Below are 25,855 nucleotides of genomic sequence, written 5' to 3'. Positions count from 1 at the left end.
CCCTATGACCTCCCTCCTCTCCCACGTGGTGGCCTTCGCCCGGGCCCTGCGCCGGGAGGGCATCCCCGTGACGCCGGGGCAGGCCGCGGCCTTTGCCCGGGCTTTGGGGGAGATCGCCATTTTCGATCCGGAGAGCTTTTTCTTCGCCGCCCGCTGCACCCTGGTCACCCGCCGGGAAGACCTGGCCAGGTTCGACGAGGTCTTCCGGCGCTTCTGGAAGGCGCTGGGGCTGGAGGGTTTCCCCGCCGAGCTGCTGCACCAGACCCCTCTGCCCCCCAAAAACCCCAAGGCCCGCCCGGGGGAGGTGGGGCGCAGCCCACAGACCACCCCGTCCACCGACGGGCCGCCGCAGCCCCTGGTGGACCGCGCCCTCACCTTCTCCGAGCTCGAGGTGCTGCGCCAAAAGCGCTTCGACCAGATGAGCGAGGCCGAGCTCGAGGCCGCCCGCCGGCTCATCCAGGGCCTGGCCTGGACCCCACCCGAACGGCGCTCCCGCCGGATGAGGCCCATGGGCCAGGAGCAGCCCGACCTGCGCCGGAGCCTGAGACGGGCCCTGCGGCACCAGGGCGAGGTGCTCTCGCTGGCCTGGCGCAGCCGCAAGCGCAAGCCGCGGCCCATCGTGGCCCTGGCCGACGTCTCGGGCTCCATGGAGCGCTACGCCCGGATGCTCCTCCAGTTCCTGCACGCCTTTGCCTGGGCCGAGACGCGCCGGGGCGTGCGGCGGGTGGAGGTCTTCACCTTCGGTACCCGCCTCACCCGCATCACCCGCTCCATCAAAAAACGCGACGCCAACACCGCCCTGGCCGAGGTGGGGCGGGAGGTCAAGGACTGGTCAGGGGGCACGCGCATCGGGGCCTGCCTGCACACCTTCAACCACACCTGGGGCAAGCGGGTGCTGGGCCAGGGGGCCATCGTGCTCATCATCTCGGATGGCTGGGACCAGGGGGACCCCGAGCTTCTGGCCTTCGAGATGGAGCGGCTGCAGAAGTCCTGCCACCGCCTGGTCTGGCTCAACCCCCTCCTGGGAACCCCTGGCTACCGGCCCCTCACCCGCGGCCTGGTGGCGGCTTTGCCCTACGTGGACCACTTCCTGCCCATCCACAACCTGAGCAGCCTGGAGATGCTGGCGGAGGCCCTAGAGGGGCTCTAGGTAGCCTGCCGCACCTCCTGCACGAACTGCCGGGTCTTCTCGTTATGGGGCCGCGCGACCCAGGGGACGGCCCTGGCCCCCGGCCAGCGGTCAAAGAGGGCATTGAGCCACTGGAGCAGCAACTCGGCGGTCATGGGGCCGGAGGACTGGTAGTGCACCTGCCCCCCCTTCAGCGTCACCTTACCCAGGGCCTCGTAGTGGCTGGGCGAGGTGTGCTGCACCAGGATGCGAAAGGTGTCGCCTGCCTCCTCCCCCACGCACTCCAGCACCTGCCCCTCGGCCAGGCTGTTGATCTTGGATAGGGTGACCATACCCTGATGCTACGCCAGCCGGCCCCAGGTTTCCACGGGTTCACTCCCGCACCACGATGTTCAGCAGCTTCCCGGGCACATAGACCTCCCGGAGCACCTCCTTGCCCGCCAGGTGCTGGGCCACGTTGGGAATCTGCCGGGCGATGGCCCTGACCTCCGCCTCACTGGCCCCCACCGCCACCTGGGCCCGGCCCCGCACCCGGCCGTTGACCTGGACCACCAGCTCGAAGACCTCGGCCACCAGCGCGCCCTGGTCCACCTCCGGCCAGGGATGGTGGAAAACCGAGTCCTGGTGGAACTCGTGCCAGAGCTCCTCGGCCAGATGGGGGGCGAAGGGGGCCAGCATCTGGATGTAGCGCAGCACCGCCTCGCGGAAGACCGGGGTTACCCTAGCCTCCTTGCGGTAGTCGTAGAGGGCATTCAAAAGCTCCATCAGGGCCGCGATGGCGGTGTTGAAACGGAGGTTTTCCAAATCCTCGGTGACCTTCTTGATGGTCTGGTGCAGCTTGCGGTAGAGGGCCCTGTGAACACCCTCCAGCGCGGCCGGCTCGAGCTCCCCAACCTGGGCCAGAAGCTCGGCCCGGTTCTCGGCCACCAGGCGGTAGACCCGGTTCAGGTAGCGCCAGGCCCCCTGCACCCCTTCCTCGGTCCAGACCATCTCGTTTTCCGGCGGAGCGGCGAAGAGGATGGTGATGCGGGCAATGTCGGCCCCCTGCTCCCTCACGAAGGGCCCCACCATCACCCCGTTGCCCAGGCTTTTGCTCATCACCGCGGGCTTCCAGAAGTGGGGCCTACCCCCCTCTTCCCGCAGCTCGGCCCCCATCTTCTGGGCTTCCTCCAGGGTGAGCCCCTGGGGCAGCTCGAGCTTGCTCCGCCGCGCGTCGTCCTGGAAGTAAATCCGGCCCTCCCTCACCTCCACCTCGCCCACATCGGTCCAGCCCATCACCATGCCCTGGGTGAAGAGGCCCTCGAAGGGCTCCTCGGCCTCCACCATGCCCAGATCGTGCAGGAACTTGGTGAAGAAGCGGGCGTAGAGCAGGTGCAAAATGGCGTGCTCCACCCCGCCGATGTACTGGTCCACCGGCATCCAGAAGTTGGCCTTCTGGGGGTCGAAGGGCAGGTTTTCGTTCTTGGGGTCGGTGTAGCGCAGGAAATACCAGGACGAGTCGAAGAAGGTGTCCATGGTATCGGTGTCCCGCCGGGCCGCAGCACCGCACCTGGGGCAGGTGCACTGGTAGAACTCGGGGTGCGCGGCCAGGGGGCTTTTACCCTTGGGCCGGATATCCTCCACGTCCTTGAGGGTGGGCAGCACCACCGGCAGGTCCTCGTAGGGCACCGGCACAATGCCGCAGCTATCGCAGTGGACCATGGGGATGGGGGTGCCCCAGTAGCGCTGGCGGCTTATGAGCCAGTCGCGCAGGCGGTAGTTGACCTTGGCCTGGCCGATGCCCTGCTCCTCCATCCAGGCGATAATCTTCCGCTTGGCCTCCTCCACGTAAAGCCCATTGAGGAAGCCCGAGTTGATGGCAGGGCCGTCCCCGGTGTAGGCCTTGCCTTCCCAGCCCGGCGGGGGCTCCACGGTGCGGATGATCTCCAGCCCGTACTTCTCCGCGAACTCCCAGTCCCGCTCATCTTCACCCGGCACGGCCATGATGGCCCCGGTGCCATAGCCTGCGAGCACGTAGTCGGCTACCCAGATGGGAATCTCCTTGCCGTTGGCGGGGTTGATGGCGTAAGCGCCGGTGAAGACCCCGGTCTTCTCCCGGTCCTCGCGCTGGCGCTCCACCTCGCTTTTGAGCCTGGCCGCGGCCACATAGGCCTCCACCTCGGCCCGCCGCTCGGGGGTGGTAATCTCCGCCACCAGCTCGTGCTCGGGCGCAAGCACCATGAAGGTGGCCCCGAAGATGGTGTCGGGGCGGGTGGAGAAGACCCGGATCTTGACGGGGTGCCCTTTGACCTGGAAGTCGAACTCGGCCCCCACGCTCTTGCCAATCCAGGCCCGCTGCATGGCCTTGACCTTCTCGGGCCAGCGGGGAAGCCTGTCCAGGTCGTTCAAAAGGCGCTCAGCGTAGTCGGTTATCTTGAGGTACCACTGCTCGAGCTCCCGCTTTTCCACCAAAGCCCCGCTGCGCCACCCCCGCCCGTCGATCACCTGCTCGTTGGCCAGCACGCTCTGCTCAACCGGGTCCCAGTTCACCAGGCTCTTCTTGCGGTAAACCAGGCCCCGCTCGTACATCTTGAGGAAGATCCACTGGTTCCACTTGTAGTAGTCGGGCAGACAGGTGGTCACCTCGCGGCTCCAGTCGTACTGGATGCCCATGAGGGCCAAGGACTCCTTGGACTGTTTGATGTTGCCAAAGGTCCACTCGGCGGGGTTTACCCCGAACTTGAGCGCAGCGTTTTCAGCGGGCAGGCCGAAAGCATCCCAGCCAAAGGGGTGAAGCACGCTGTAGCCCTGCTGGACGCGGAAGCGGGCCAGGGCATCGCCCATGGTGTAGTTCTTGAGGTGGCCCATGTGCAGGTCGCCCGAAGGATAGGGAAACATGACCAGGACATAGGCCTTTTTCTTACCTCTGTCCTCGCTGGCCCGCAGAAGACCTATCTCCTCCCAGTACTTCTGCCACTTGGGCTCGATTTCATGCGGGTTGTATCTGTCGGTGGTAACCATGGTTATCCCAGGATATTGTAAGGCCTGGCGCGAGGGGCTCGAGCGCGCTTTGCGTGCTACCCCCCACCAACGACTCAAGCGGTGTGGTGCCGGGGATGGGACTCGAACCCACACGCCCTCGCGGGCAACGGATTTTAAGTCCGTAGCGTCTGCCGTTCCGCCACCCCGGCGAAACCGCCTACCAGTTTAGCAGCTTTGGGCCGGCGCTGCGGCCGCTAAAAAGAGGGGTAGGCGCGGCGTAAAGCCCCACATCCTCACCTCAAGCCTGCAAAGCCCCGCAGGCAGGCCGCCGGGGTCCAGTAAACCCCTGGCTGGAAACAAAGGCTTTATGCGAAAACCCGCGAGCACCCCGCACAAGGAACGCCGGCCTCCACCGGCTAGACTGGGGGGGTGCACAGACTGCCCCGCGAAGTCTACATCCTGGGCTCGGTCAGCTTTCTGAGCGACGTGGCCTCCGAGATGGTTTACCCGCTGCTGCCCCTCTTCCTCACCGGGGTGCTGGGGGCCTCAGCCGTGGCGGTGGGGCTTATCGAGGGCATCGCCGAAGCGACCGCCAGCCTTTTCAAGGTGGTGGGGGGGCGTCTGTCCGACCGGGCAGCCGCGCGCAGGCCCTTTTTGCTGTTGGGCTACGGCCTCCCCGCCTTGCTGAGGCCCGTGCTGGCCCTGGCCCAAACCCCCGCCCACGTGCTCGGCTTCCGCTTCCTAGACCGCATGGGCAAGGGGCTTCGCACGGCCCCCCGCGACGCCCTGATCGCCGAGGCCGCCCCCAAGGAGGCCTACGGCCGGGCCTACGGTCTCCACCGGGCCATGGACACCCTGGGGGCCACCCTGGGGCCCTTCCTGGCTTTCGCCCTGCTGCCCCTGCTCGATTTCAGAGGGGTGTTCTGGGCCTCAGCCATCCCCGCCGCGCTGGCCACCCTGCTCATCGTCTTCTTCCTGCGCGAAAAGCCGCGGCCAAGGCTTCCCCTACCTCCTTTGCGCTTTTCTTCCCTCTCCCCCGCTTACCGTCGGTTCTTGCTGGTAGCGGCCATCGCCACCCTGGGCCTTGCTTCCAACGCCTTCCTGCTGCTCCGCCTGAGCGACCTGGGCCTGAACGTCGCCCAAACCACCCTGGCCTACACCGCCTACAACCTGCTCTACGCCCTGCTGGCCTTTCCCCTGGGCTCCCTGGCCGACCGGCTGGGGCTTCGACGGATGGTGATGGGTGGGTTTGCTTTCCATGCCCTGGCCTACCTGGGCTTTGGGCTGAGCAGCCAGCCCTGGCACGGGGTGGCCTGGCTTCTCTGCTATGCGCTTTATAGCGCGGCCTTCGAGGGCAGCAGCCGCGCCTATCTGGCCTCCATAACCCCCCCACAGGAAAAGGCCAGCGCCATAGGGCTCTACCACACCGTAACCGGCCTGTTGCTGCTGCCCGCTGGCCTGCTTTTTGGCCTGCTTTGGGAGCTGCTGGGCCCGTCTTGGGCTTTCTTCACGGGCTCGAGCCTGGCCCTTCTGGCCCTGGGGCTCTTCTGGCTTGACCCAACCCAGCGGCGCTCCTATACTTAGGGCTTGGCCCTGGGGGCCAGGAGGAGGCTTTGGCCCTCCAGCTAAAGCCCACCCGACGAGGAGAAAAGCATGCCCTTTACGCGCGAAGAAAAAACCAAGATCATCGAAGCATACGCCCAAAAGCCCGGCGACACCGGCTCCACCGAGGTGCAGGTGGCCCTCCTCACCGAGCGCATCAACCGCCTTTCGAACCACCTGAACGCCAACCCAAAGGATATGTCGGCCAAGCGAGGGCTGCTGATGCTGGTGGGGCAGCGCAAGCGGCTTTTGCGTTACCTTCAGAAGACCGACGAGGAGCGTTATAAAGCGCTCATCGAGAAGCTGGGCTTGAGAAAGTAAAAAGGCTCCGGGGGCAACCCCGGAGGCAGTTTTTCGTGTAGAATATTAACTCAGGTAGGCGGGGCCGGGGGCTGGCTCCGCTGCTGGTTTGCAAGAGCCGGCGAATTCCGGGATTGCGCAATTTATGCCGTGCACAACAAAAACGCCCTCTCAACCATCCGCATCAAGTGGGGCTGGGGGGTCTTTCGCGAACCCAAAGCGCGCCCGGCGCTTAAACCGGGTCTGAACTACGGGAGCAAGCATGAGCCAGGAAATCCCAACACCCCAAGGCAGGCGCTACAGCGTGGAGGTGGGGGGCCGCACCCTGAGCATCGAGACCGGAAAGTACGCCAAGCAGGTCTCGGGCTCGGTATGGGTACGCTACGGGGGTACCGTGGTGATGGCCACCGCCCAGGCCTCTGATGCCCCCATCGAGGCCGACTTTCTGCCCCTTACGGTGGAATTCGAGGAACGGCACTATGCGGTGGGCCGCATCCCCGGCAGCTTCATGCGGCGGGAGGGCCGGCCAGGCGAGAAGGCCATCCTATCGGCCCGCCTCACCGACCGGCCCATACGCCCCCTCTTCCCCAAGGGCTTCCGCCACGAGGTGCAGGTCATCCTCACCGTGCTCTCGGCCGACCAGGAGAACACCCCGGACATCCTGGGGCCCATCGCTGCGAGCGCAGCCCTGATGCTCTCCGACATCCCCTGGGAGGGCCCAATAGCAGCGGTGCGCGTGGGGCTGCAGGACGGGCGGCTGGTGCTAAACCCCGTGGCGCAGGAAAACAGCGCCCTGGACCTGGTGGTGGCCGGCTCGAAGGAAGCCATCATCATGGTGGAGGCCGCTGCGCAGGAGGTGCCGGAGGACAAGCTGGTGGAGGCCCTGGAGTTTGCCCACCAGGCCATGCAGCCCATCCTGGCCCTGCAGGAGGTGATGCGGGCCGAACTGGGCAAGGAGAAGTTTGCCTTCACCCCCCCGCCCCAGCTCGAGCCCGAGGCCCAGGCCGCCCTCTACCAGCGCGCGCGGGAGAAGGGCCTGGCCGCCGTGCTGCAGACCGCCTCCAAAGGGGAGCGCTCCAAGGCGCTGGAGGCTTTTGCCCAGGCCCTGGTGGAGGAGTTCGTCCCCCCTGCCGAGGACGGCACGGTGGATGCTGCCCGGCGCAAGCTGGTGGCCGAGGCCTTCGACGAGGTGGTCCGCCAGGAGCTCCGCCGGCTGGTGCTGGAGGAAAACAAGCGGGCCGATGGGCGCACCCCTGAGCAGGTGCGGCCCATCTGGATCGAGACCGATGTGCTGCCCCGGGCCCACGGCTCGGCCATCTTCACCCGGGGTGAGACCCAGGTGCTGGGGGTGGTCACCCTGGGCACCGGCCAGGACGCCCAGCTCGTGGACGACCTGGGCCTCGAGACCGAGGACCCTTTTCTGGTGCACTACAACTTCCCCCCCTACTCCACCGGCGAGGTGCGGCGCCTGCGGGGGGTGAGCCGGCGCGAAGTAGGGCACGGCAACCTGGCCAAGCGCGGCCTCAAGGCGGTCATGCCCTCCCACGAGGAGTTTCCCTACACCGTGCGGGTGGTGGGGGATGTGCTCGAGTCCAACGGTTCTTCCAGCATGGCCACGGTCTGCGCGGGCTGCCTCGCCCTCCTGGACGCGGGTGTGCCGCTTAGGAAGCACGTCGCCGGAGTGGCCATGGGGCTGGTCAAGGAGGGCGAGCGGGCGGTGGTGCTCACCGACATCCTGGGGCTGGAGGACGCCCTGGGGGACATGGACTTCAAGGTGACCGGCACCCGCGACGGCATCACCGCCTTGCAGATGGACATCAAGGTCAAGGGCCTCTCCCCCGCGCTCATGCGCCAGGCCCTCTACCAGGCCCGCGAGGCCAGGCTGCACATCCTGCGCCTGATGGAGCAAGCCCTGCCCACCCACCGGGCCGAGATGAAGCCCCATGTACCGCGCATCCTCACCCTTAAGGTGAGCCCGGAGAAGATCGGCCTCATCATCGGGCCGGGAGGCAAGAATATCCGGCAGCTCGAGGAGCTTGGGGTAGAAATCGATATCGAGCAGGACGGCACCATCCGCATCTACAGCGCCAACGCCACCGCCGCCGAGGAGGCCAGAAATCGCATCCAGGGCCTCACCGCCGAGGCCAAGGTGGGCGAGATATACGAGGGCACCGTCACCCGCATCACCAACTTCGGCGCTTTCGTGGAAATTCTGCCCGGAAAAGATGGCCTGCTGCACATCAGCCAGCTCGCCAAGGGGCGGGTAGAACGGGTAGAGGACGTGCTCAAGCTCGGGCAGAAGGTGCGGGTTAAGGTCAACAGCATCGACGAGCAAGGCCGGGTGGACCTGATTCGCCCAGAGCTGGAGGGCCTCGTGCCCCGCCGCCCCCCAGCCAAGCGCTGATGGCTGCACGAGACTGGGCCGACCGCCAGGCTGCGGTCCGGGCCCTTTAGCAGGAGCAACCATGGACGAAAAACCAGGCTTCAGCCCAAGAGGGCCACGCCGGCGACAACCCCGGCCCAAGCCCAAGGCGCCCCTTCTGCTGGGCAAACCGGGGGGAGCGGTGGAGATTGTCTTCCTGGGCGGTACCGGCGAGATAGGCAAGAACATCACCGTCTTCCGCTATGAGGACGAGATGTTCGTAATCGACGGGGGGCTGGCCTTCCCCGACGAGCGCATGCTGGGGGTGGACATCGTCATCCCCCGCATCGACTACCTGATTCAGCACAAGGAGCTCATCAAAGGCTGGGTGCTCACCCACGGCCACGAGGACCACATCGGGGCCCTGCCCTACCTCCTCCCCCAGCTCCCCAAAGTGCCCATCTACGGGGCCAGGCTCACCCTGGGGCTGGTGCGGGGCAAACTGGAGGAGTTCGGCATCAACCCCGGGGAGTACGAGTTCAAAGAGGTCTCCACCGACGACCAGATCCGCATCGGGCGCTACTTCCTGCTGGACCTCTTCCGCATGACCCACTCCATCCCTGATAACTTCGGGATGATCATCCACACCCCGGTGGGCAAGATTGTCCACACCGGCGACTTCAAGCTAGACCCTCACCCCATCGACGGCCAGACCTCCCACCTGGAAAAGATTGCCCAGGCCGGGGCGGAAGGGGTGCTCTGCCTGATCGCCGACTCCACCAACGGCGAGCGGCCCGGCACCACCCCCAGCGAAAGCGAGGTGGCCGAGGAGCTGGACAGGGTGATTGGGGCGGCCAAGGGGCGCATCTTTGTGACCACCTTTGCCTCCCACATCCACCGGATTCAGTCGGTGGTAACGGCAGGGGAAAAGTACGGGCGCAAGATCGCCGTGGACGGCCGCTCGATGCTCAAGCACGCCCGGATCGCCCTGGAGCTCGGCTACTTCAAGCAGAAGGACCGCTTCTACACCCTGGACGAGGTCAAGGACCTGCCCGACGAGCAGGTGCTGGTGATCACCACGGGCTCCCAGGGCCAGCCCGAGGCCGCCCTGTCCCGCCTGGCAGCGGGAAACCACGCCAAGATTGCCCTCAAAGAGGGCGATACGGTCATCCTGAGCAGCAGCCCCATCCCGGGCAACGAGGAGGCCGTCAATCACGTCATCAACCGCCTCTATGCGCTGGGGGCCTACGTCTTCTACCCCCCCCGCTACAAGGTGCACGCCTCGGGCCACGCCAGCCAGGAGGAGCTCAAGGTCGTGCTCAACCTGGTGCGGCCCCGCTTCCTTCTGCCCTGGCACGGCGAAATTCGTCACCAGGTCAACTTCAAGTGGCTGGCCGAGAGCCTGCCCAACCCGCCGGAGAAAATCCTGATTCCCGAAAACGGCCGCCTTATAAAGCTGACCGCCGACAACATCGAGTTCGACGGCAAGGTGCCCCACGGCCAGCTCTATGTGGACGGCCTGGGGGTCGGCGACATCACCGACGAGATTTTGGAAGACCGCAACCACATGGCCGCCGAGGGGGTGGTGGTCATCACCGCTTTGGTAAGTCGCGACCCTCTGGTGGAGGTTATTTCCAAAGGCTTCGTGAAGGCCGGGGAGCGCCTGCTGGGCGAGGTGCGCAAGATGGCCCTGGACTCCCTTTATCGCGGGATGCGGGAGAAAAAGCGGCTGGAAGAGATTCGCGACGACATCTACTACCCGGTCAAGAAGTTCATCGCCAAGAACACCGGGCGCAACCCGGTCATCCTGCCGATTGTGATTCAGGGCTAGCCCCGGCCAGGACCGCGTGGGCGGCCCGGTACATGGCCCCCACGTCGGGCTTGAGGCCGGTCCAGAGCTCGAAGGCCAGGGCCCCCTGCCAGACCAGCATGGGCAGCCCCCCGAGGACCCGCAGGCCCGCGGCCTGGGCCTCGCGCAACAGGCGGGTCTCGAGGGGGTTGTAAACGATGTCCACCACCACCCCCCGCCGGGGCAGCAGCCCCTCGGGCAGGGGAGAGGCCAGGGGGTCCTTCATGCCCACGCTGGTGGCGTTTACCAGCAGGTCGCAGCCCTGCACCGCCTCTTTCAGCAAGGCCGGGCCCACCCAGCGCACCCCCAGGTCCTGGGCCAGGGCCTGGGCCCGTTCCAGACTGCGGTTGTAGACCGCCACCCAAGCCCCCTGCTCGCGCAGGGCGTAGACCACCGCCCGTGCAGCCCCCCCGGCCCCCAGCACCAAAGCCTGCTTCCCCCGGTAGGGGATGCCGGCCTCATCAAGGCCGGCGATGAAGCCCGCGGCATCGGTGTTGTAGCCCAGCAGCCGACCCCGGTCGTTGAGCACGGTGTTGACCGCGCCAATGGCCTTTGCCTCCGCGCTCAGCTCATCCAGGTAGGGCTGAACGCTTTCCTTGTGGGGGATGGTCACGTTCACCCCGGTGTAGTCCCGCCGCACCTCCTCCAGGCGGGCGCGCAGGAAGGCCGGGGGGGTCTCCAAGGCCCGGTACGACCCCGAAAGGCCGGCGGCCTCGAGGGCGGCCTGGTGCATGGCGGGCGAGACCGTGTGGGTCAGGGGGAAACCGATTAGGCCCAGCTTCACAGGGGGATTCTACAGGCCCTCCGCAACCCAGGCCAGCCCACCCTACACTCCCCAAAGCCTTGCTTGCTAAGATAGTCTTCGGTGAGAAACTTCTTTGCGGCTCTCCTGTTGCTGGCCAGCCTGGCGCAGGCCCGGACCTACATCATCCCCATCGAAGGGACCATCGACGGGCCCCTGGCCACCTTCGTCGAACAATCGCTGGCGCGGGCCGAGCGGGAGGGGGCCAGCGGAGTGGTCTTCCGGGTAAACACCCCAGGCGGACGGGTGGACGCGGCCATCCGCATCACCGACCGCATCCTAGCCTCTACCGTGCCCACCCTGGCGGTGGTGGAGAACGCCTTCTCTGCGGGGGCCCTTATCTCGCTGGCGGCCCAGCAGCTCATGATGCTCCCTGGCTCCAACATCGGGGCCGCGCTGCCGGTGACCGTGACCCCCGTGGTGGGCAACACCAACCCCGCCGACCGCAAGGTGATCTCAGCCCTGAAGGGGAAGTTCCGCGCGGTGGCCGAGGCCCGGGGGCGTCCGGCCAACATCGCCGAGGCCATGGTCGACCCCGAGGTGGAGATTCGCGGCATCACCACCCAGGGCGAGCCCCTTACCCTGTCGGCCCGGCGGGCGGTGGAGCTCAAGGTGGCCGATGCCGAGGTGGCCAGCCTGCGGGCGGCCCTGGAGAAGGCCGGCTTCGACAGCGAAACGGAGCTGCTCGAGCCAGGCCCCCAGATCCGGGTGGCCCGCTTTCTCACCGACCCCACCGTGGCCGCCATCCTGCTGGCGGTGGGGGTTTTGGGGCTCATTCTAGAGTTCTTCACCCCCGGCACCTTCATCCCGGCCATCGTGGGCCTCACCGCGCTGGGGCTTTTCTTCCTGGGGGGCTATCTGGCTGGGCTCTCGAGCGCTCTGACCATCATCCTGCTCTTTGCCGGGCTTTTGCTGGTGGCCTTTGAGCTGTTCGTGACCCCCGGCTTCGGCATACCGGGGCTGGTGGGGCTCGGGCTGATTGGGGCCTCGATCTACTTCACCTTCGGCGATGAGGCCCTGCAGGTGGGCTCCTACGCCATCATCGGGCTCGTGCTGGGGCTTTTCCTGATCTTCCGCTACCTGCCCCGGGGCCGGGTGGCCCGCCCCTTCGTGCTGAGCAGCGCGGTGGAGGAAAAAGCCCCCCCCAAAAACGAGCTCGAGTCCCTCCTGGGGGCCATCGGCACCGCGCTCACCGACCTGCGACCTGCCGGCACCGCGCAGTTCGGCGAGCGCCGGGTGGACGTGGTCACCATGGGCGAGTTCATCGACCGGGGCCAGACCATCCGGGTCATCCAGGTGGAGGGGCCCCGCGTGGTGGTGCGCCGGGTGGAATGAGGCCTGCTTGATTGAATCGGGTAAACTACCCTCGGTAACAGGAGGCGTTTATGGAAGTAGGTGCCCTAATCCTAGCCGGTATCCTTTTGCTGGCGGTTTTCCTCTTCTTTTACCTGGTTCCCGTTCCCCTCTGGATCACCGCGCTCTTCTCCGGGGTGAACGTGCCCCTCACCTCCTTAGTGGGCATGCGCTTCCGCCGGATTCCCCCGGCCAAGATCGTCAACCCCATGATCAAGGCCTTCAAGGCCGGCATACCGGTGGAGACGGCCAAGCTCGAGGCCCAGTACCTGGCCGGGGGCAACGTGGACCGGGTGGTGGACGCCCTGATCGCCGCCGACAAGGCGGGCATCAAGCTTAACTTCGACCGCGCCGCAGCCATCGATCTGGCGGGGCGCGACGTGCTGGAAGCAGTCAAGCTCTCGGTCAACCCCAAGGTGATCACCAGCCCCACGGTGGCCGGGATGGCCAAGGACGGCATCCAGTTGCTGGTCACCGCGCGCATCACCGTGCGGGCCAACATCGACCGGCTGGTGGGGGGTGCGGGCGAGGAGACCATCGTGGCCCGGGTGGGCGAGGGGATTGTGGCCTCCATCGGGCAGTCGGAGGACCACAAGATGGTGCTCGAGCAGCCCGACCGTATCTCCAAGACCGTGCTGGCCAAGGGGCTGGACGCGGGAACGGCCTTCGAGATTCTTTCGGTGGACATCGCCGAAGTGGATGTGGGCAAGAACATCGGGGCCCAGCTTCGCACCGACCAGGCCGAGGCGGACAAAAAGATCGCCCAGGCCAAGGCCGAGGAGCGGCGGGCCATGGCGGTGGCGCTGGAGCAGGAAAACGCCGCCTTGGTGGAGGCCATGCGGGCCAAGCTGGTGGAGGCCCAGGCCGCGGTGCCCCTGGCGCTGGCCGAGGCTTTGCGCAACGGGCGCCTTGGGGTCATGGACTACTACCAGCTCAAGAACATCGAGGCCGACACCGACATGCGCGAATCCATCAGCCGGGCCAGCGGGGGCAGCACCCCGGAGGGCGGCTCGGGCACCACGCCCCCCCGCTAGGAGAGCAGTATGGGTTTAGACGATATCCTCGGGCTTTTGTTCCTGTTCTTCTTTATCATCCTGCCGGCCCTCCAGGGCCTCCTGCGGCGGGGGCAGCAACTGCCTCGCGACTTTGAGCCCGACGAAATTCCACTGCCCGGTGAGAGGCAGCCCCCTTCGCAGCCCCAGGCCGCCCCGCCCCCGCCACCCCCTCCACCCCGCCCCACCCCGCCCAAAACCCAGCCGCCCCGCCCCATCCGGCCCCCACAGCGGAAGCGGCGGGAGGAACCGGAGGCAGAGCGTCTGGCTCCGAAAACGGCCGCGCCCGAACCCCAGTTGCTTCCGAGCCCCAGTCCCGAGCGGCGGAGGCCTGCCCTGAGGTGGCAGTTCTCCGCCCAACCGGATGCTATCCTGAATGGTGTGGTTTGGCACCAGATACTGGCTGAACCCAGGAGCCGATATTGGAGAAGAGTAAGGAAGCCAAAGCGGTAGTGCCGCTGCACTCTCCACAGGAAACCCTGGCCCTTCTGGGCCACGGGGACCAGCATCTGAAAACCCTGCGCAAACTTCTTCCCGCCCAGCTGGTGGTGCGGGGCCAGGAGGTGCAGATCAGCGGAAGGCCCGCCGATGTGCGCCTGGCCGAGCGGGTGGTGCGGGACCTGGTCACCCTGGTGCGCCAGGGAGCCGAGCTGGACCTAAGCACGGTAGAACAGGTGGTGGCAGGGGCCGAGAGCGGCCAGCCCCAGCCTGGGGAGGGCGGCCCCTTACTCCTGGGGGGCGAGATCACCCTGCCGGGGCGGCTCAAGCCCAAAACCCCGGGCCAGCGCCGGTACATCGAGGCCATCAGCACCCACGACATCACCTTCGGCATCGGCCCGGCCGGAACCGGCAAAACCTATCTGGCGGTAGCGATGGCGGTGGCCTTCCTCAAGGCCAAGCGGGTCAAGCGCATCATCCTCACCCGCCCGGCGGTGGAGGCGGGGGAGCGGCTTGGGTTTTTGCCCGGCGACCTTCAGGCTAAGATCGACCCCTACCTGCGGCCCCTTTACGACGCGCTTTTCGACATGATCGATGCCGAACGCTTCGAGCAGTACATCCAGTCCGGGGTCATCGAGGTAGCCCCCCTGGCCTTCATGCGGGGCCGCACCCTGAACGATGCCTTCATCATCCTGGACGAGGCGCAAAACACCACGCCCGAACAGATGAAGATGTTCCTGACCCGCATAGGCTTCAACAGCCGGGTGGTGATTACCGGCGACATCACCCAGATCGACCTGCCCAAAGCGCAAAAAAGCGGCCTGGTGGAGGCCCTGCGCATCCTCAAGGGCATCGAGGGCATCGCCCAGCAGCGTTTTTTGGAATCGGACGTGGTGCGGCACCCGCTGGTGGCCCGCATCATCAAGGCCTACGAGGCCTACGAGCACCAAAGCGGGCCCGCCCCGGGCTAGTTATGCCCATCGTGGACCTGGTAACCCACCTCCCCCTGCCCCGGGGGCTCGCGCCCCGGCTCAGGCGGGCCCTGCAGGGCCTGATGCGCGAGCTGGGCCAGGAGGACAAGGCCCTGACCCTGGTTCTGACGAACGACCAGGAGATAAGGGCCCTCAAAAGGGCCCACTGGGGTGAGGATGCCCCCACCGATGTGCTCTCCTTCCCCACCTACGAGCCAGGCGACCCCTTCATCCCCCCCCACCTGGGGGATATCGTGATCAGCGTGGAGCACGCAGGCCGCCAGGCCGGGGCCCTGGGCCACAGCCTGGAGACGGAGCTGCGGGTGCTGGCCGCGCACGGGCTTTGGCATCTTTTGGGACACGACCACCTGGACGAGGCCGGCTGGGAGGGTTTTCGGCGGGTACAGGCGCGAATCCTAGAGCTCTAGAAGCGGAAGGTGAGGCCCACCCCAAAGCGAATCCCATCGCCGCGAACGCCATCGCTCACCCCTGTGGCCAGGTCCAGGGTCAGGTCAATTCCCAAAGGGCGCAGGGTATAGCCCAAGGTGAGCTCGGGCCTGGGGCGGGGGAAGACCTCGCTGCTGAAGCGGAAGCGGAAATCGCCCTGCTGGTACTCGGCGAAGAGAGTCTGGTAGCCGCGCAGGTCCACGCTGTAGGCCAGGAAGAGCTCCGAGGAAAGGTAGCGCCCCACGGTGAAGCGGGTCTCCTCCAGGGTGCCCCCATTCAAGGCGGGGATCTCCAGGCGCACCTGGTCGAGCCCCAGGGCCCGGGCCAGCTCGCGCTCGAGCTGACCCACGATGAAGTTCTGCACCGCAGCCTGAAGCCCTGTCTGGGCGATGTCCGCCGGCAGGGCCGAAAGGTCGGAGCGACCCAGCAGCAAAAGAGCGTAGATCTCGGCCTCAGTATAGACCTCGCCGTCGTTCTTCCGGGCGGGCTCGCCGCCGGCAAGGGCCACAAAGCTGGGGGTGAGGTTCACCTTAATCCGCCCGTTCTGCCGCACGAAGGTGCCCCGCAGGGTTAGGTTGACCTGGATGCGCTGGTTGTCCTGGGCCCGGTCTAAAACGGTGGTGTCGGCGATTATCTGCAGCTCGGGCAGGATGCCCGCCGAAGGGGTGAAGCGGGCGTAGCTGCGCTCCTGGCCCCGGTCCCGGATGACGAAATCGCGGTCCCACAGCCTGAAGCTGCCCCGCAGGGGCACCACCTCGCCGGATAGGTAGGGGTCGAGCAGGCTCCCGCTCAGGTAGACCTCTCCCGCCAGCTCCCCCTGGGCCAGCGACTCCTGGATCAGCACACCCCGTTCGGCCCGAATCTGGACGTTGACAAACTCCACCGGCATCCCGCCTCCAGCCTGGGCGGGCTCGGCCGGTAGGGCGATGGAGACCTCCCGCTCTCCTTCGGGCAAGCCCAGGCGGGCGCGGAGCACCTCCACCGCCCCCTGCAGGAGGTAGCTCCCCCGCTGGTAACGCAGAATCAGGTTGGTGTCTAAAAGGCCGTCGAGCAGGAAGTAGCGGGGGTAGCTCACCGGTACCTGGCCCTGTAGGGTCAGGATGAGCTGGGGGAAAAGGGTGCCGTAGAGCCGGGCAGGGCGCCGCTGCAGGGTAGCATCGAGGGTGTAGGCCGGGTAGCTAAAGCTCAGGGCAAAGGGCTCGTCCGGGCTAAGCAGGGGCAGGTTGGCGCTTCCAACGGCGCGCACGGTAAAGCTGCTCAGATCGCCCTCCCCGGAAAGCTGGGCCTCGGCGGGGTAGGGGGCGGTGAGGCGGAGGCGCCCCTCGGCCCGGGCAGAGTCGGCCACCCGCACCAGCGCCCGGGGGGTCTCGGCCCGCACCGGGCCCAGCCTGAATTTGAAATCTTCCAAAGCAAGCTCAAAGGTCCGGCCGTTCGCCCTGAGCCGCAGGGTGCCGCTGCCCTCCGGGGTCAGGGGCTTGAGGTTGGGGATTACCTGAAGCACCGGGGTGAAGACGGTGTTCTCCAGGTTGAGCTGCAGGTCGCTGCCCCGCCGGCCGTAGTAGCCCGAGCCGCTCCAGGTGCCCTTGCCCGAGAGGGCCAGGTGGTCGATGTAGAGCCGCTCCTGCTCGAAGCGCAAAGCTGCCCGGCCCACCAGGGTGTCGCCCCCCCCTTCGAAGCGCAGGTACTCCCCCACCCAGACCCCCCTCGAGGCCCAGGGGTCCTCCAGGTTCAGGCTGAAGCGGGCCTGGCCCGTCCAGAAGGCCCGGCCCGCCAGCTCACCGGCCCAGGCAGAAAACAGCCAGTGCAGCGGAAACGCTTGTGCAGAGGCCTCTCCCTCCAGCCGCCCACCCCCAAGCCGCAGCCGCAGGGTGGTGCGGTTGGCGCCGAGCCCCTCCCCTTGCGCGCTGGCGCGCTCCAGGCTGAGCAGCGCCTCCCCACGGCCCCCCTGCCAGACGCCTTCCAGCCGGCTCGCGAGGGCCAGCTCATCCCCCCTGACCCGGAGGGCTGGGCTTTTGAGTTCGAAGCGCAGCCGGCCTTGCTCGTAGAGGAGAGACCCTGTGGCCCGTCCAGTCAGGAAGGGAAGGCGGCCATTCACCCAGGGCACCTCCTCCACGGCCAGGTCGTCGAAGCCGGCCCGGGCGCTGGGCCCCTCGCGGCCCAGGCGGGCCTCCAGATCCAGCCTGCCCAGGTCGCCGCGCAGGTGTCCACGGGCCTCGAGGACCTCCCTTCCCTCCAGCTCGAGCTCCAACCGGCTGGCCAGGGTCTCCAGGGGTAGGTTGGCGCGCAGGCGGCCCTGCCAGGCGCTTTGGGCATAGCGCATCTGGCCCTCGAGCCAGGCCCCCTCGGCCTCCAGCCGGCCCTCCAGCAGCCGGCCCTCAGCCCTGAGCCGCTGCCTGCGCCCGACGTCCTGGTAAAGCAGGCGCCACGCCCCGTCCAACCCCACCCTTCCCTCCAATCCTCCCGCCCCCCAGGGCAGCCAGGGGGTCTCGGGGTGCCGTACGCGCAGCCGAAGCTCCTCGCCGGAGCCTTCCAGGCTGGCCTCCAGCCCGTAAAGCGAGAGGGTCATCGCGCCGCCAAGCTGGCCCTGCGCCAACCTCAGCGCACCCGTGCCCAGCCCGGGGGCGCTGAGCTCGAGGACCAGGGTGCGGAGGTCCAGCTCCGCCAGAAGCCGGCCATCGGCCAGGGGATAGCCCCCCTCCAGCCTGGGCCCCTGCCCCCGGAGCACTAGGCCCGCCAGCGCCAGGCTGCCGCTGGCCTCGCGCCTGGCCAGCTCCAAGGTGAGGTGCCCATCCGGTCGGTTCAGCTCCTCCCTGCTGGCCGCCACCTCCAACCAGGGGTAGCGCAGGCGGAGGGCCAGGCCCAGCGCCTCACCCTCGAGTAAGGGAAGGCCCGTGCCCGAGAGCTCAAAATACCCCTCCCGCAGCTCGAGCCGCCCCTTCCAGGCTCCGTCATAGACCAGCGCGCCGGCCAGGTCGCCCTCCAGCCGGGCCTCCAGCCGCCTCTCCGCCCAGCGGGCCTCCAGTCCCCCCTGGCGGCCCCAGCCTGCCCACTCCAGCCGGGCCGAGAGCGCCTGCCAGGCCCCTTCCAGCACCCCGGAAAGCTGCAGACCCTCTAGGGGCCGGTACCCCGCCAGCCGGGCCGAAAGCCCCTCCGGCGCCAGACGCGCCTCCAGCCCGGGGGCAGAAAGCCGCAGAGTTCTTTCCTCCCCCTCCAGGGCCAGCGCCTGACCGAACCCCTGGTAACGGCCCTGGGCCCAGCGCCCGGGGTAGGTGCCGCGGGCCGTGAGCTCCCCCAAGCCCCTGGGCAGCGCCCCCACGTACGACCAGTCCAGGCGCAAAGGGCGCAGGACCAGCCGACCCTGCAAAGGGTCCAGCCCCTCCTGGCCGCGAACCTCCACCTCCTCCCCCTGGGCCTCCAGGGCCAGACCCCCCCAGCCAGGAAGCTCCAGCTGCCCCCCGCCGCGGAGGGCCAGCGGCGCCCCATCCAGCTCGAAGCGCCCCGAGAACCCGAGCGGCTGGCCGGCCAGGGCCCCCTGCAAGCCAGCCTCCACGCGCCAGCGGGCCGGCTGGCCCCACCCCTCGCGGAGCTGGGCCAGCACCCGACCCCGCAGGCCCTCCTGCCCCTCCAGGGTCACCCGACCCCCATCCAGATCGGCCCGGCCCACGAGGCGCCCTATGGGCAGGGGCAGGTCGAGGCTGAGGAGCCCGCTGGGGGCCCCGTCCACCCAGCGCACCAGCCCGGTGGCGTACGGCCCCTCCAGCCGCAGGCGCGCCATGCCATCGTAGGCCAGCTCAAAGCGCTGGCGCTCGTAGCGGCCGGCAAGCTGGAGCAGGGGCTGGGCCGGCCGGAGGAGGCCCTCGGCCTCGAGATTGGGCCCGCTCAGGCGCAAGGGCAGGACCAGCCGCTCCCAGGGTCCCTCGCCCTGGGTCCTCAGGGAAACGGGCAGGCCCGTGAAGGGCTCGAGGCTCCCGGAGAAGTCCACCCTCAGATGCCTTCCCTCCAGCCGGGCTGAAAGCCCTGCCCCCTCGGCCTCGGCCCAGAGCCCCTCGCGGTAGCCAAAGCGCAGCGCAACTCGAGCCCCCCGGCCCTCCAGCGCCCCCTCGCCCTCCAGCTCGGGCTGGAAGATGCGGCCGCCGAGCCGGGCCTCGACCCGCAGGCTGCTCTCAGCCAGGCGGCGCTCCAGGCCAAGCCGCCCCCCCAGCGAACCCTGAAGGTCGGCATAGGCCTCCAGCCCCACCCCGTAGGCCGTGCCCCGGGCCCAAAGCCGCTCCCCCTCCCCCACCAGGGCCAGGTCTACCGGACCCCCAAGCTGCATCCGCCCCCGGAAGCCCTGCTCCGACAATCCAAGGCGGCCCGAGAGGGGTAGCTGGCCCAGTTCTGGAAGCTCGAGCCTCCCCTGCCCGGCCAGCTCCAGCCGCTCCAGATGGGCCCCCTGCCCGCTGGCCTCCAGGCGCAGGGGGGCCGCCCAGACCGCCTGCCACCGGCCCCCTTCCCCGCTCAGGCGCAGCACCCCCCCCTGGCGCAGGTACTGCAGGCTTTCCAACCGCCCGCTGGCCTGGTAGCGGCTGCCCACGCTGAAGAAGGCAAGGCGACCCTGGGCGTAGGGCCCCCCCAGCTCGAGGCTCCCCTCGGCCCGCTGCCGGGCAAGGATGTAGCTGCCCTGAGCCCTGAGCTCGGCCCAGGGGGTGGCCGCCTCCAGGACCACCTGGGGGCGCTGGAGGGTGCCCTGCAGCTCGGCCACCGCCCGCACCGGGCCCTGGTAGCTCAGGGAGCCGCGCAGCACCTCCCCCAGCTCCACCGTCCCCTCCAGGGCCCCGATGCCCACCAGGCGCGGGGCCTGCCCCGGGGCCAGCTCCGCCACCACCCCGGCCTGGTGCTCGGGCAAGAAGAGGGCCAGGGAGCGGTCTTTGTAGTCGAGCTGCAGCCGCTGGCCCCAGGCCCGCAGCTGCCCTTCCGCCTCGCCCCGGCCCTCCAGGTCCAGCCAGCCCCGCAGCCAGCCCTCGACCTCGAGGCCGAAGGCCTGGGCCAGGGGTGCGGCCGCCAGGTCAAAAAGGGCCTGCCGACCGGCCCACTCCACCCGGCCCCCGGGCAAGGTCAGCCGGGCCTCCAGGCGCTCCAGCGCGGCCTCCGGAAGGCGGAACCAACCCTTTAGGGGCAGCCCCGCGTAGGTGGTCTCGAGCTCCCCCGAAAGGCTCAGCCCCTCCCCCTCCAGCGCCCCCCGCAGCACCCCGGCCCGCCCCTGCAGGCGGTAGGGCCAGTTCACCTGGCCCCGGTAGGCGAGCCCCTGGCCCTCCAGGGCCAGCGGTCCCGAAAGGCGCCAGCCCCTCTCCCACACGTCGGCCTCGAAGCGCCAGGGTAGGGGCTCGAGGTAGGGCAGGGCATAGACGCCCTGGCCCCGGGCCGCCAGGTTTTGCCAAGGGCCCTGCACCGCCAGGGTGCCGCGCAGGTAGGGCAGATTCAGCGTACCGCGAAGGTTGAGGGCCCCGAAATCAGCCCAGCCGGCCAGCGAGGCGTAGGGGCTCTCCACCCGCACCGCAAAGGGCCCCAAAAGGCGGGGGGCCGTAAGCTGGGCCTGGCCGTAAGCCGAGCGAAGGGTAAGCCGCCCTCCCCGCTCCGACCAGCTTCCCCTTACGGTGGCGGGCAGGCCCCAGGGAGCAAGGTCGTAGTCCGAGGCCACAAGCCGGAAGCGCAGTCCCTCCAGCGGCTCCGGCGCCGGGCTGTAGCTCCCTGCCAGGCGCAGGCGGCCGTTCTGCAGCTCCGCTGTGTAGGTCAGGCTGGCGCCCTGACCCTGGAACCAAAGCCCCCCCTCCAGCCTCGGCACCTCCACCCGCCCCTGGTAGGCGAGGCGGAAAAGGTCGGCCAAAAGGCGCAGCTCGGCCTGGTAGCCGGCATAGGCCAGCCGGCCCCGCACCGCCAAGCCCCCCCAGGGCCCCTCGCCGCTGAGCTGGCCGTAGGGCGTGGAGAGCACCAACCGCCCTCGCTCCAGGTTGCCTCGGGCCCAAAGGCGCCCCTCCTCCCCTGCCAGGCGGAAGGGCAGGCTGCCCTCGAAGGGCAGGCCGGCCCTGAGCCGGAGCTCCCCTCCCGCCCAGCGCACCGCCTCGCGGTCTATACGTAAAAAGACGGGCGGCACCTCCAGCGGGCCCACCCTGGGCAGCGTCAGGGGGCCCGAGAGCGCAGGGCTCGGCCAAAGCGGCCCCGAAAGCCGGGCATACCCTTCCGTGCGCAGCCAAAGCCCTTCCCCCCGGCCCTCCACCCGCCCCTGAAGCCAGGGGGTATCGAGGCGCGCCTCCCCCTCGTAGCGCGAGCCCCGCAGACCCAGATTGGCCTCCAGCCGAAGCTGGGGGTTCAGGACCAGGGGCCCCTGGAAGCGCACCCCAAGGGCATCGGCCCGGATGCCAAGGGTGTCCAGCCGGGCCGAAAGCCCCCCGGCATCGGCGGTGCCCACCAGAGGAAGGGCGCGCCAGGGGGTCTTCACCTCTCCTTTGAAGCGGGTCGAGAGCGCCTGCAATACCCCCTCCACCCAAAGCCGCTCGCCCTGCAGGCCCCAGCCGCCCGAGAGCTGCCCTTCGCTGTAGCGCAGCCTACCCGAAAGCCGGAGGGGTTCCAGGACCTCCAGGGGCAGGTCGCGCACCTGCAGGTCGAAAACTCCCCCCGCGTAACGCCCCTGGGCATAGCGGTTGGCCACCCGCCAGGCTCCGTCCTCCTGCCAGAGGCTCAGGGGAAAGCGGGCGTAGGGGGAGTCGTAGGCCAGCTCGGCCTGAAGCCGGCCCCCCTGAAGCCGGCCCCGCCCACCCAGGCTGCCCACCGCCAGCTCGAGGCGGCCCAGCTCGAGCAAGAGGTCGTCCCAGGTACCCCCAAGCCGCAGGGCCCCGAGCTGGCCCTGCACCCGCGCCCCCTCCCCTTCTAGGCGGCCCGAGAGGCTGAAGGGTCTGAACAGGGGCAGGCCCACCCCCTCGGCCCGCACCCCGAGCTGCCAGCGGGCCCCCTCCCCGGCGAAGCGTAGCTCGGCCTCGCCCGCCAGGGGCCGGGGGAGCGCCAACACCCCCTGGCCCGCCAGGCGAGCCCCCCGGCCGTCAAGCCGCAGCTCGCTTTGGTAGGTGTCGCGCACAACCAGCGAATACCCCTCCCCGCGCAAAGCCAGCCGGGCCTGGAAGGTTCGGTCGAAAAAAGCCCCGTCCACCAGGGCATCCAGCCGGAAGAGCTGGTCAAAGGCCAGCGTTCCCTCGTAGCGCAGGGGCTCGCCCAGCATCCGCCCCTCCCCGCTGTAGCGGCCCGAGAGCACCAGGTGCTGCCAGCCCCGCCCCTCCAGCACCAAAGGCCCCTCCCCTTCCACCGGCAGGCGCAGGCCGAAGTGCTGGGCCAAAGCCGGAAGGGTCGGGCGGCCCTCCACCCGGAAGCGGTACTCCTGGCGCTCCAGGTCCACGGTGGCCGCCCCCCTCAAAGGGCCGCCCAGTCCCCGCCCCACCAGGTTGGCCGTCACCAACCGGCCGTCGAAGTCCACGCCGCCGTAAATCTCGCCCAGGTCAAAACCCACCAGCCGCACCCGGGCGCCTTTGATCTGGTTCCGGCCCTGGATTCCCCCCGGCCCCACCGTCCAAATTCCCTCCACCTCCCCGGCCTCCAGGCCGTCAAACCAGTAGCGGGCCGCCCTGAGTTCTCCTCGGGCCTCAATCCGCCAGGCCTCAAAGGCCTGGCCCGTCCGCCAGACTACAGCGTTCAAGCGCCCCTCGGGCAGGCGCAGGTGCACCTGGTAGGGCCCTGTCCCCTCCACCCTTGCCTGCACGGGGGGGAGCATCACCCGGCGCCCTTCCTCGAACTGCACGGCTATGCGGCTGAGCCCCAGCTCCTCTACCCGCAAGGCGATGGGGGAAGGGGCCGCGGGGGCCGCCTCTTCGGGGAACAGGTTCTCCCAGTGAAGGAGGACCTGGCCCTCCTCGGCCCATATGCGCAGCGGCAGCTCTTTTCGCCTCAGGCCCAAAAGATTGTAGCCCAGGCGAAGGCGGTCGGCCTCGAGCCGGAACCCCTCGCCCTCCAGCCGCACTCCCCGCAGCTCGAGGCCGGTGAGGAGATACCCCCCCACCGCCCGCCAGCTCGCCTCGAGGCCTGCGGCCCCCAGGCCCTCCTGCAGCACGCGGGCGATGAGGGGGGGAAAGGCCGGCAGCCCCACCAGAAGGAGGAGCAAAAAAGCCGCCAGCCAGCGCCAAAACCGCACGCCCCTAATCTAAAGCAAAAACCTGAGCCCCACTTAGGAAAACCCCCAACAAGGCCAAAAGATTGCCACAACAGGGCCCCGGGGCCGTATCCTGGTAGCCATGCGCCTGCACCCCGAAGTGGCCCGGGCCCTGGCGGAAGGCCGGCCCGTGGTGGCCCTGGAGTCCACCGTCATCACCCACGGCCTGCCCCGGCCCCTCAACCTGGCCCTGGCCCGGCGGCTCGAGGCCGTCGTGCGCGAGGCCGGGGCCACCCCGGCGACCATCGCGGTGATGAGAGGGGAGGTGGCGGTGGGGCTCGATGAAGAAGAGCTGGAGGCCCTGGCCACCGACCCCTCGGCCGACAAGGCCAGCCTGTGGAACCTGGGGGCCCTGCTGGCCCAGAAAAAGACCGCCGGCACCACCGTGGCGGCCACCACCTTTTTGGCCCACAGGGCCGGCCTGAAGGTCTTCGCCACCGGCGGCATCGGTGGGGTCCACCCTGAGCCTTACGACGAGTCGGCAGACCTAATAGAGCTCTCCCGCACCCCCTTGCTGGTGGTCTCAGCCGGGCCCAAGAGCATCCTCAACCTGTCCGCCACGCTAGAGCGGCTGGAGTCCTTAGGGGTGGGCCTGCTCGGCTACCAGACCAACCACCTGCCCGCCTTCCACAGCCCTCAAAGCCCCTACCCCCTCCCCGCCCGGGTAAATTCGGCGCTGGAGGCGGCCCAGGCCTTCCGGGCCGCACGGTCCCTGGGGCTGCCTGGGGCCACCCTGGTGCTCAAGCCCATCTCCCAGGGCCTCCCCTTCGAGCAGGTGCAGCGCTGGGTGGAGGAGGCCACCCAGGAAGCGGCCCGGCGGGGCATAGGGGGAAAGGCCCTGACCCCCTTCCTCCTGCGCCGGCTCTCCGAGCTGAGCGCCGGCCAGACCGATGAGGCCAACCTGCGGCTGCTGGAGGAGAACGCCCGGCTGGCGGCCGAGATCGCTAGTGCCCTGGCCCAGCCCTGAGGGCCCAGAGCGCCGCCCGGCGCAGCAGGCCGAGGTAGGCCCCGGGGGTATGGGCCGGGGCCTCTGCCACCGCCCAGGCCCCCCGGTAGGGCTCTGAGAGCCGCCACCAGGCCTCCGGCTGGCCCGGAAGCCACAAAATCCCCGGTGCCAGCCAGGGGGCCTCCCCGGCACCCAGGGCCTGGTCGATGCGCGCGGCCAGCGCCCGGGTGGGCATGGGCTGGAGGGGCGGGCCCGGGGGCTCCTCGGCCCACCCCAGGGCCCAGGCCAGCGAGCGGTAGTCGGCCCAGGTGTCCACATCGGCGCTCCAAAGCCCCGGGCCCCACTCCACGCAGACCACCCGCTCCCGCTCGGCCCGCAGCAAAGCCCTGGCCCCCTGGTCGCCCCCCAGGCGGTGGAGCGCAGGGAAAAGTTCCCGCGAAAGAAACACCGGGGGCCGGGCTTCCCCCCCCAGGCAGGGGGCCACCGCCAGGCTTCCTGGGGGGCGCTTTTGGATGGCCCGGGCCAGCTCGCCCAGGCGCTCCGCATCCAACCCCGGCATGTCGGCCAGGAAGACCCAGGCCCCCGCCGAGGCCCCCAGCACCTCCAGCCCCCGCTTGAGCGAGCTGCTCTGGCCCTCGGCATAGCGGGGGTTCTCCACCAGCCTCACCCGCCCTGCTGCCGGACGCCCCGCCAGAGCGCAGCGGGCCAGCTCCGCCCGGTGGCCAAGCACCACCACCACCTGCCCCCGGACCACCCCCAAGACCAGCTCCAGCACCCGGGTCAGAAGCACCTGGCCGGGGCCCGCGGGCAGCAAAAACTTGGGCACCCCCAGGCGCGAGGCCCGGCCTGCCGCGAGCACAATGGCATCCAGGGGTTCCACCACCCCCAAGCTTTCCACAGGCCAGGCCGGGGGTCAATCGCGGGCTTCCAAAACAGGGCGCCCAGGATATAAGCTGTCGGCTGTGAAGCTCGAGTACAAGGGACAGGAAAAGGTCCAGGCCAGCGCTGATAAGGTCTGGGAATTCATCCAAAACCCCGAGAAGGTGGCCGCCTGTCTGCCTGCGCTGAAGGAGGTGGAAATCAAGGACCCCCGCAACCTGGTGGCCACCGTCGGGGTGGCGGTGGGGCCGGTACGGGGCAATTTCAAGTTCAACATCGAGCTCGAGCCCAGGCCGGAGGAGAACAAGGTGTGGGTGCGCCTGCGGGGAGGGGGCCTGGGAAGCGCAGTAGAGCTCAGCGCCAGCGCCGACATCCAGCCCCAGGGCGATCAAACCACCCTTCTCGACTGGCAGGGCCAGGCCACCGTGAGCGGCCCCGCAGCTACCCTAGGGGGGCGGGTGCTGGATGCCCAGGCCAAAAAGCTGATCGAGACCGTCTTCGCCAACCTCAGCCAGAAAATCGCCGAGAGCTAGC

General features: G+C 68.8%; 16 protein-coding genes and 1 tRNA gene. 11 read left to right on the top strand and 6 right to left on the bottom strand.

Annotated features, from left to right (window positions below):
* Window positions 1-4: 4 nt before the first annotated feature.
* A complete protein-coding gene (locus DV704_RS11020) occupies window positions 5-1,150 on the top strand; it encodes a VWA domain-containing protein (protein ID WP_114799632.1) in 1,146 nt (381 codons plus the stop codon).
* Here DV704_RS11020 and DV704_RS11015 read toward each other — a convergent pair.
* The 3 genes from DV704_RS11015 to DV704_RS11005 all read right to left on the bottom strand — a co-directional run bounded on the left by DV704_RS11015 (window position 1,147) and on the right by DV704_RS11005 (window position 4,299).
* Entirely contained in the window at window positions 1,147-1,461 is a 315-nt protein-coding gene (locus DV704_RS11015; RefSeq protein WP_114799631.1) for a hypothetical protein, read from the bottom strand. The two genes, DV704_RS11020 and DV704_RS11015, sit on opposite strands and share 4 nt — an antisense overlap.
* 40 nt (window positions 1,462-1,501) lie before the next feature.
* Window positions 1,502-4,129, bottom strand: a complete 2,628-nt coding sequence (gene leuS, locus DV704_RS11010) for a leucine--tRNA ligase (RefSeq protein WP_114799630.1) — start codon at window positions 4,127-4,129, stop codon at window positions 1,502-1,504.
* Between the two features lie 84 nt (window positions 4,130-4,213).
* Window positions 4,214-4,299: transfer RNA gene (locus tag DV704_RS11005), tRNA-Leu, on the bottom strand.
* A gap of 220 nt (window positions 4,300-4,519) precedes the next feature.
* Here DV704_RS11005 and DV704_RS11000 point away from each other — a divergent pair.
* From DV704_RS11000 to DV704_RS10985, 4 genes are all read left to right on the top strand, one after another.
* On the top strand, window positions 4,520-5,674 hold the full coding sequence (locus DV704_RS11000; RefSeq protein ID WP_114799629.1) for an MFS transporter: 1,155 nt from the start codon (window positions 4,520-4,522) through the stop codon (window positions 5,672-5,674).
* A gap of 69 nt (window positions 5,675-5,743) precedes the next feature.
* The gene (rpsO, locus tag DV704_RS10995; protein WP_114799628.1) at window positions 5,744-6,013 is read left to right on the top strand and encodes a 30S ribosomal protein S15; all 270 of its coding nucleotides are present in this window, start codon (window positions 5,744-5,746) and stop codon (window positions 6,011-6,013) included.
* Between the two features lie 241 nt (window positions 6,014-6,254).
* A complete protein-coding gene (pnp, locus tag DV704_RS10990) occupies window positions 6,255-8,396 on the top strand; it encodes a polyribonucleotide nucleotidyltransferase (protein WP_114799627.1) in 2,142 nt (713 codons plus the stop codon).
* Window positions 8,397-8,457: 61 nt separating this feature from the next.
* Window positions 8,458-10,185: a ribonuclease J gene (locus tag DV704_RS10985; protein ID WP_114799626.1), complete on the top strand. Its 1,728-nt coding sequence runs from the start codon at window positions 8,458-8,460 to the stop codon at window positions 10,183-10,185.
* On the opposite strand, the gene aroE is transcribed toward DV704_RS10985, so the two are convergent.
* A complete protein-coding gene (gene aroE / locus DV704_RS10980; protein ID WP_233498339.1) occupies window positions 10,157-10,936 on the bottom strand; it encodes a shikimate dehydrogenase in 780 nt (259 codons plus the stop codon). The genes DV704_RS10985 and aroE overlap by 29 nt on opposite strands.
* A gap of 132 nt (window positions 10,937-11,068) precedes the next feature.
* Between aroE and DV704_RS10975 the strand changes: the two genes are divergently transcribed.
* The 4 genes from DV704_RS10975 (at window position 11,069) to ybeY (ending at window position 15,247) form a co-directional block, all read left to right on the top strand.
* Window positions 11,069-12,340 (top strand): nodulation protein NfeD, encoded by a 1,272-nt coding sequence (locus DV704_RS10975; RefSeq protein WP_114799624.1) that lies wholly within the window; start codon window positions 11,069-11,071, stop codon window positions 12,338-12,340.
* 50 nt (window positions 12,341-12,390) lie between these two features.
* On the top strand, window positions 12,391-13,392 hold the full coding sequence (floA, locus tag DV704_RS10970; RefSeq protein ID WP_114799623.1) for a flotillin-like protein FloA: 1,002 nt from the start codon (window positions 12,391-12,393) through the stop codon (window positions 13,390-13,392).
* 437 nt (window positions 13,393-13,829) lie between these two features.
* Window positions 13,830-14,819, top strand: coding sequence for a PhoH family protein (locus DV704_RS10960; RefSeq protein ID WP_369911225.1), 990 nt, complete (start codon window positions 13,830-13,832; stop codon window positions 14,817-14,819).
* A gap of 2 nt (window positions 14,820-14,821) precedes the next feature.
* On the top strand, window positions 14,822-15,247 hold the full coding sequence (gene ybeY / locus DV704_RS10955) for an rRNA maturation RNase YbeY (protein WP_114799620.1): 426 nt from the start codon (window positions 14,822-14,824) through the stop codon (window positions 15,245-15,247).
* Here ybeY and DV704_RS10950 read toward each other — a convergent pair.
* Entirely contained in the window at window positions 15,244-23,478 is an 8,235-nt protein-coding gene (locus DV704_RS10950) for a translocation/assembly module TamB domain-containing protein (protein ID WP_114799619.1), read from the bottom strand. The two genes, ybeY and DV704_RS10950, sit on opposite strands and share 4 nt — an antisense overlap.
* A gap of 100 nt (window positions 23,479-23,578) precedes the next feature.
* On the opposite strand from DV704_RS10950, the gene DV704_RS10945 reads away from it, so the two are divergent.
* On the top strand, window positions 23,579-24,463 hold the full coding sequence (locus DV704_RS10945) for a pseudouridine-5'-phosphate glycosidase (protein ID WP_114799618.1): 885 nt from the start codon (window positions 23,579-23,581) through the stop codon (window positions 24,461-24,463).
* Here DV704_RS10945 and DV704_RS10940 read toward each other — a convergent pair.
* Window positions 24,441-25,325, bottom strand: coding sequence for an NTP transferase domain-containing protein (locus DV704_RS10940; RefSeq protein ID WP_233498338.1), 885 nt, complete (start codon window positions 25,323-25,325; stop codon window positions 24,441-24,443). The genes DV704_RS10945 and DV704_RS10940 overlap by 23 nt on opposite strands.
* A 79-nt stretch (window positions 25,326-25,404) precedes the next feature.
* Between DV704_RS10940 and DV704_RS10935 the strand changes: the two genes are divergently transcribed.
* Complete coding sequence (locus DV704_RS10935) at window positions 25,405-25,854, top strand: carbon monoxide dehydrogenase subunit G (protein WP_114799617.1); 450 nt, start codon at window positions 25,405-25,407, stop codon at window positions 25,852-25,854.
* Window position 25,855 lies beyond the last annotated feature (1 nt).

Source organism: Meiothermus sp. QL-1 (genome assembly GCF_003351145.1).
In the GTDB taxonomy this organism is placed as follows: Bacteria; Deinococcota; Deinococci; order Deinococcales; family Thermaceae; genus Meiothermus.
This window is presented reverse-complemented; position numbering and strand designations above follow the sequence as displayed.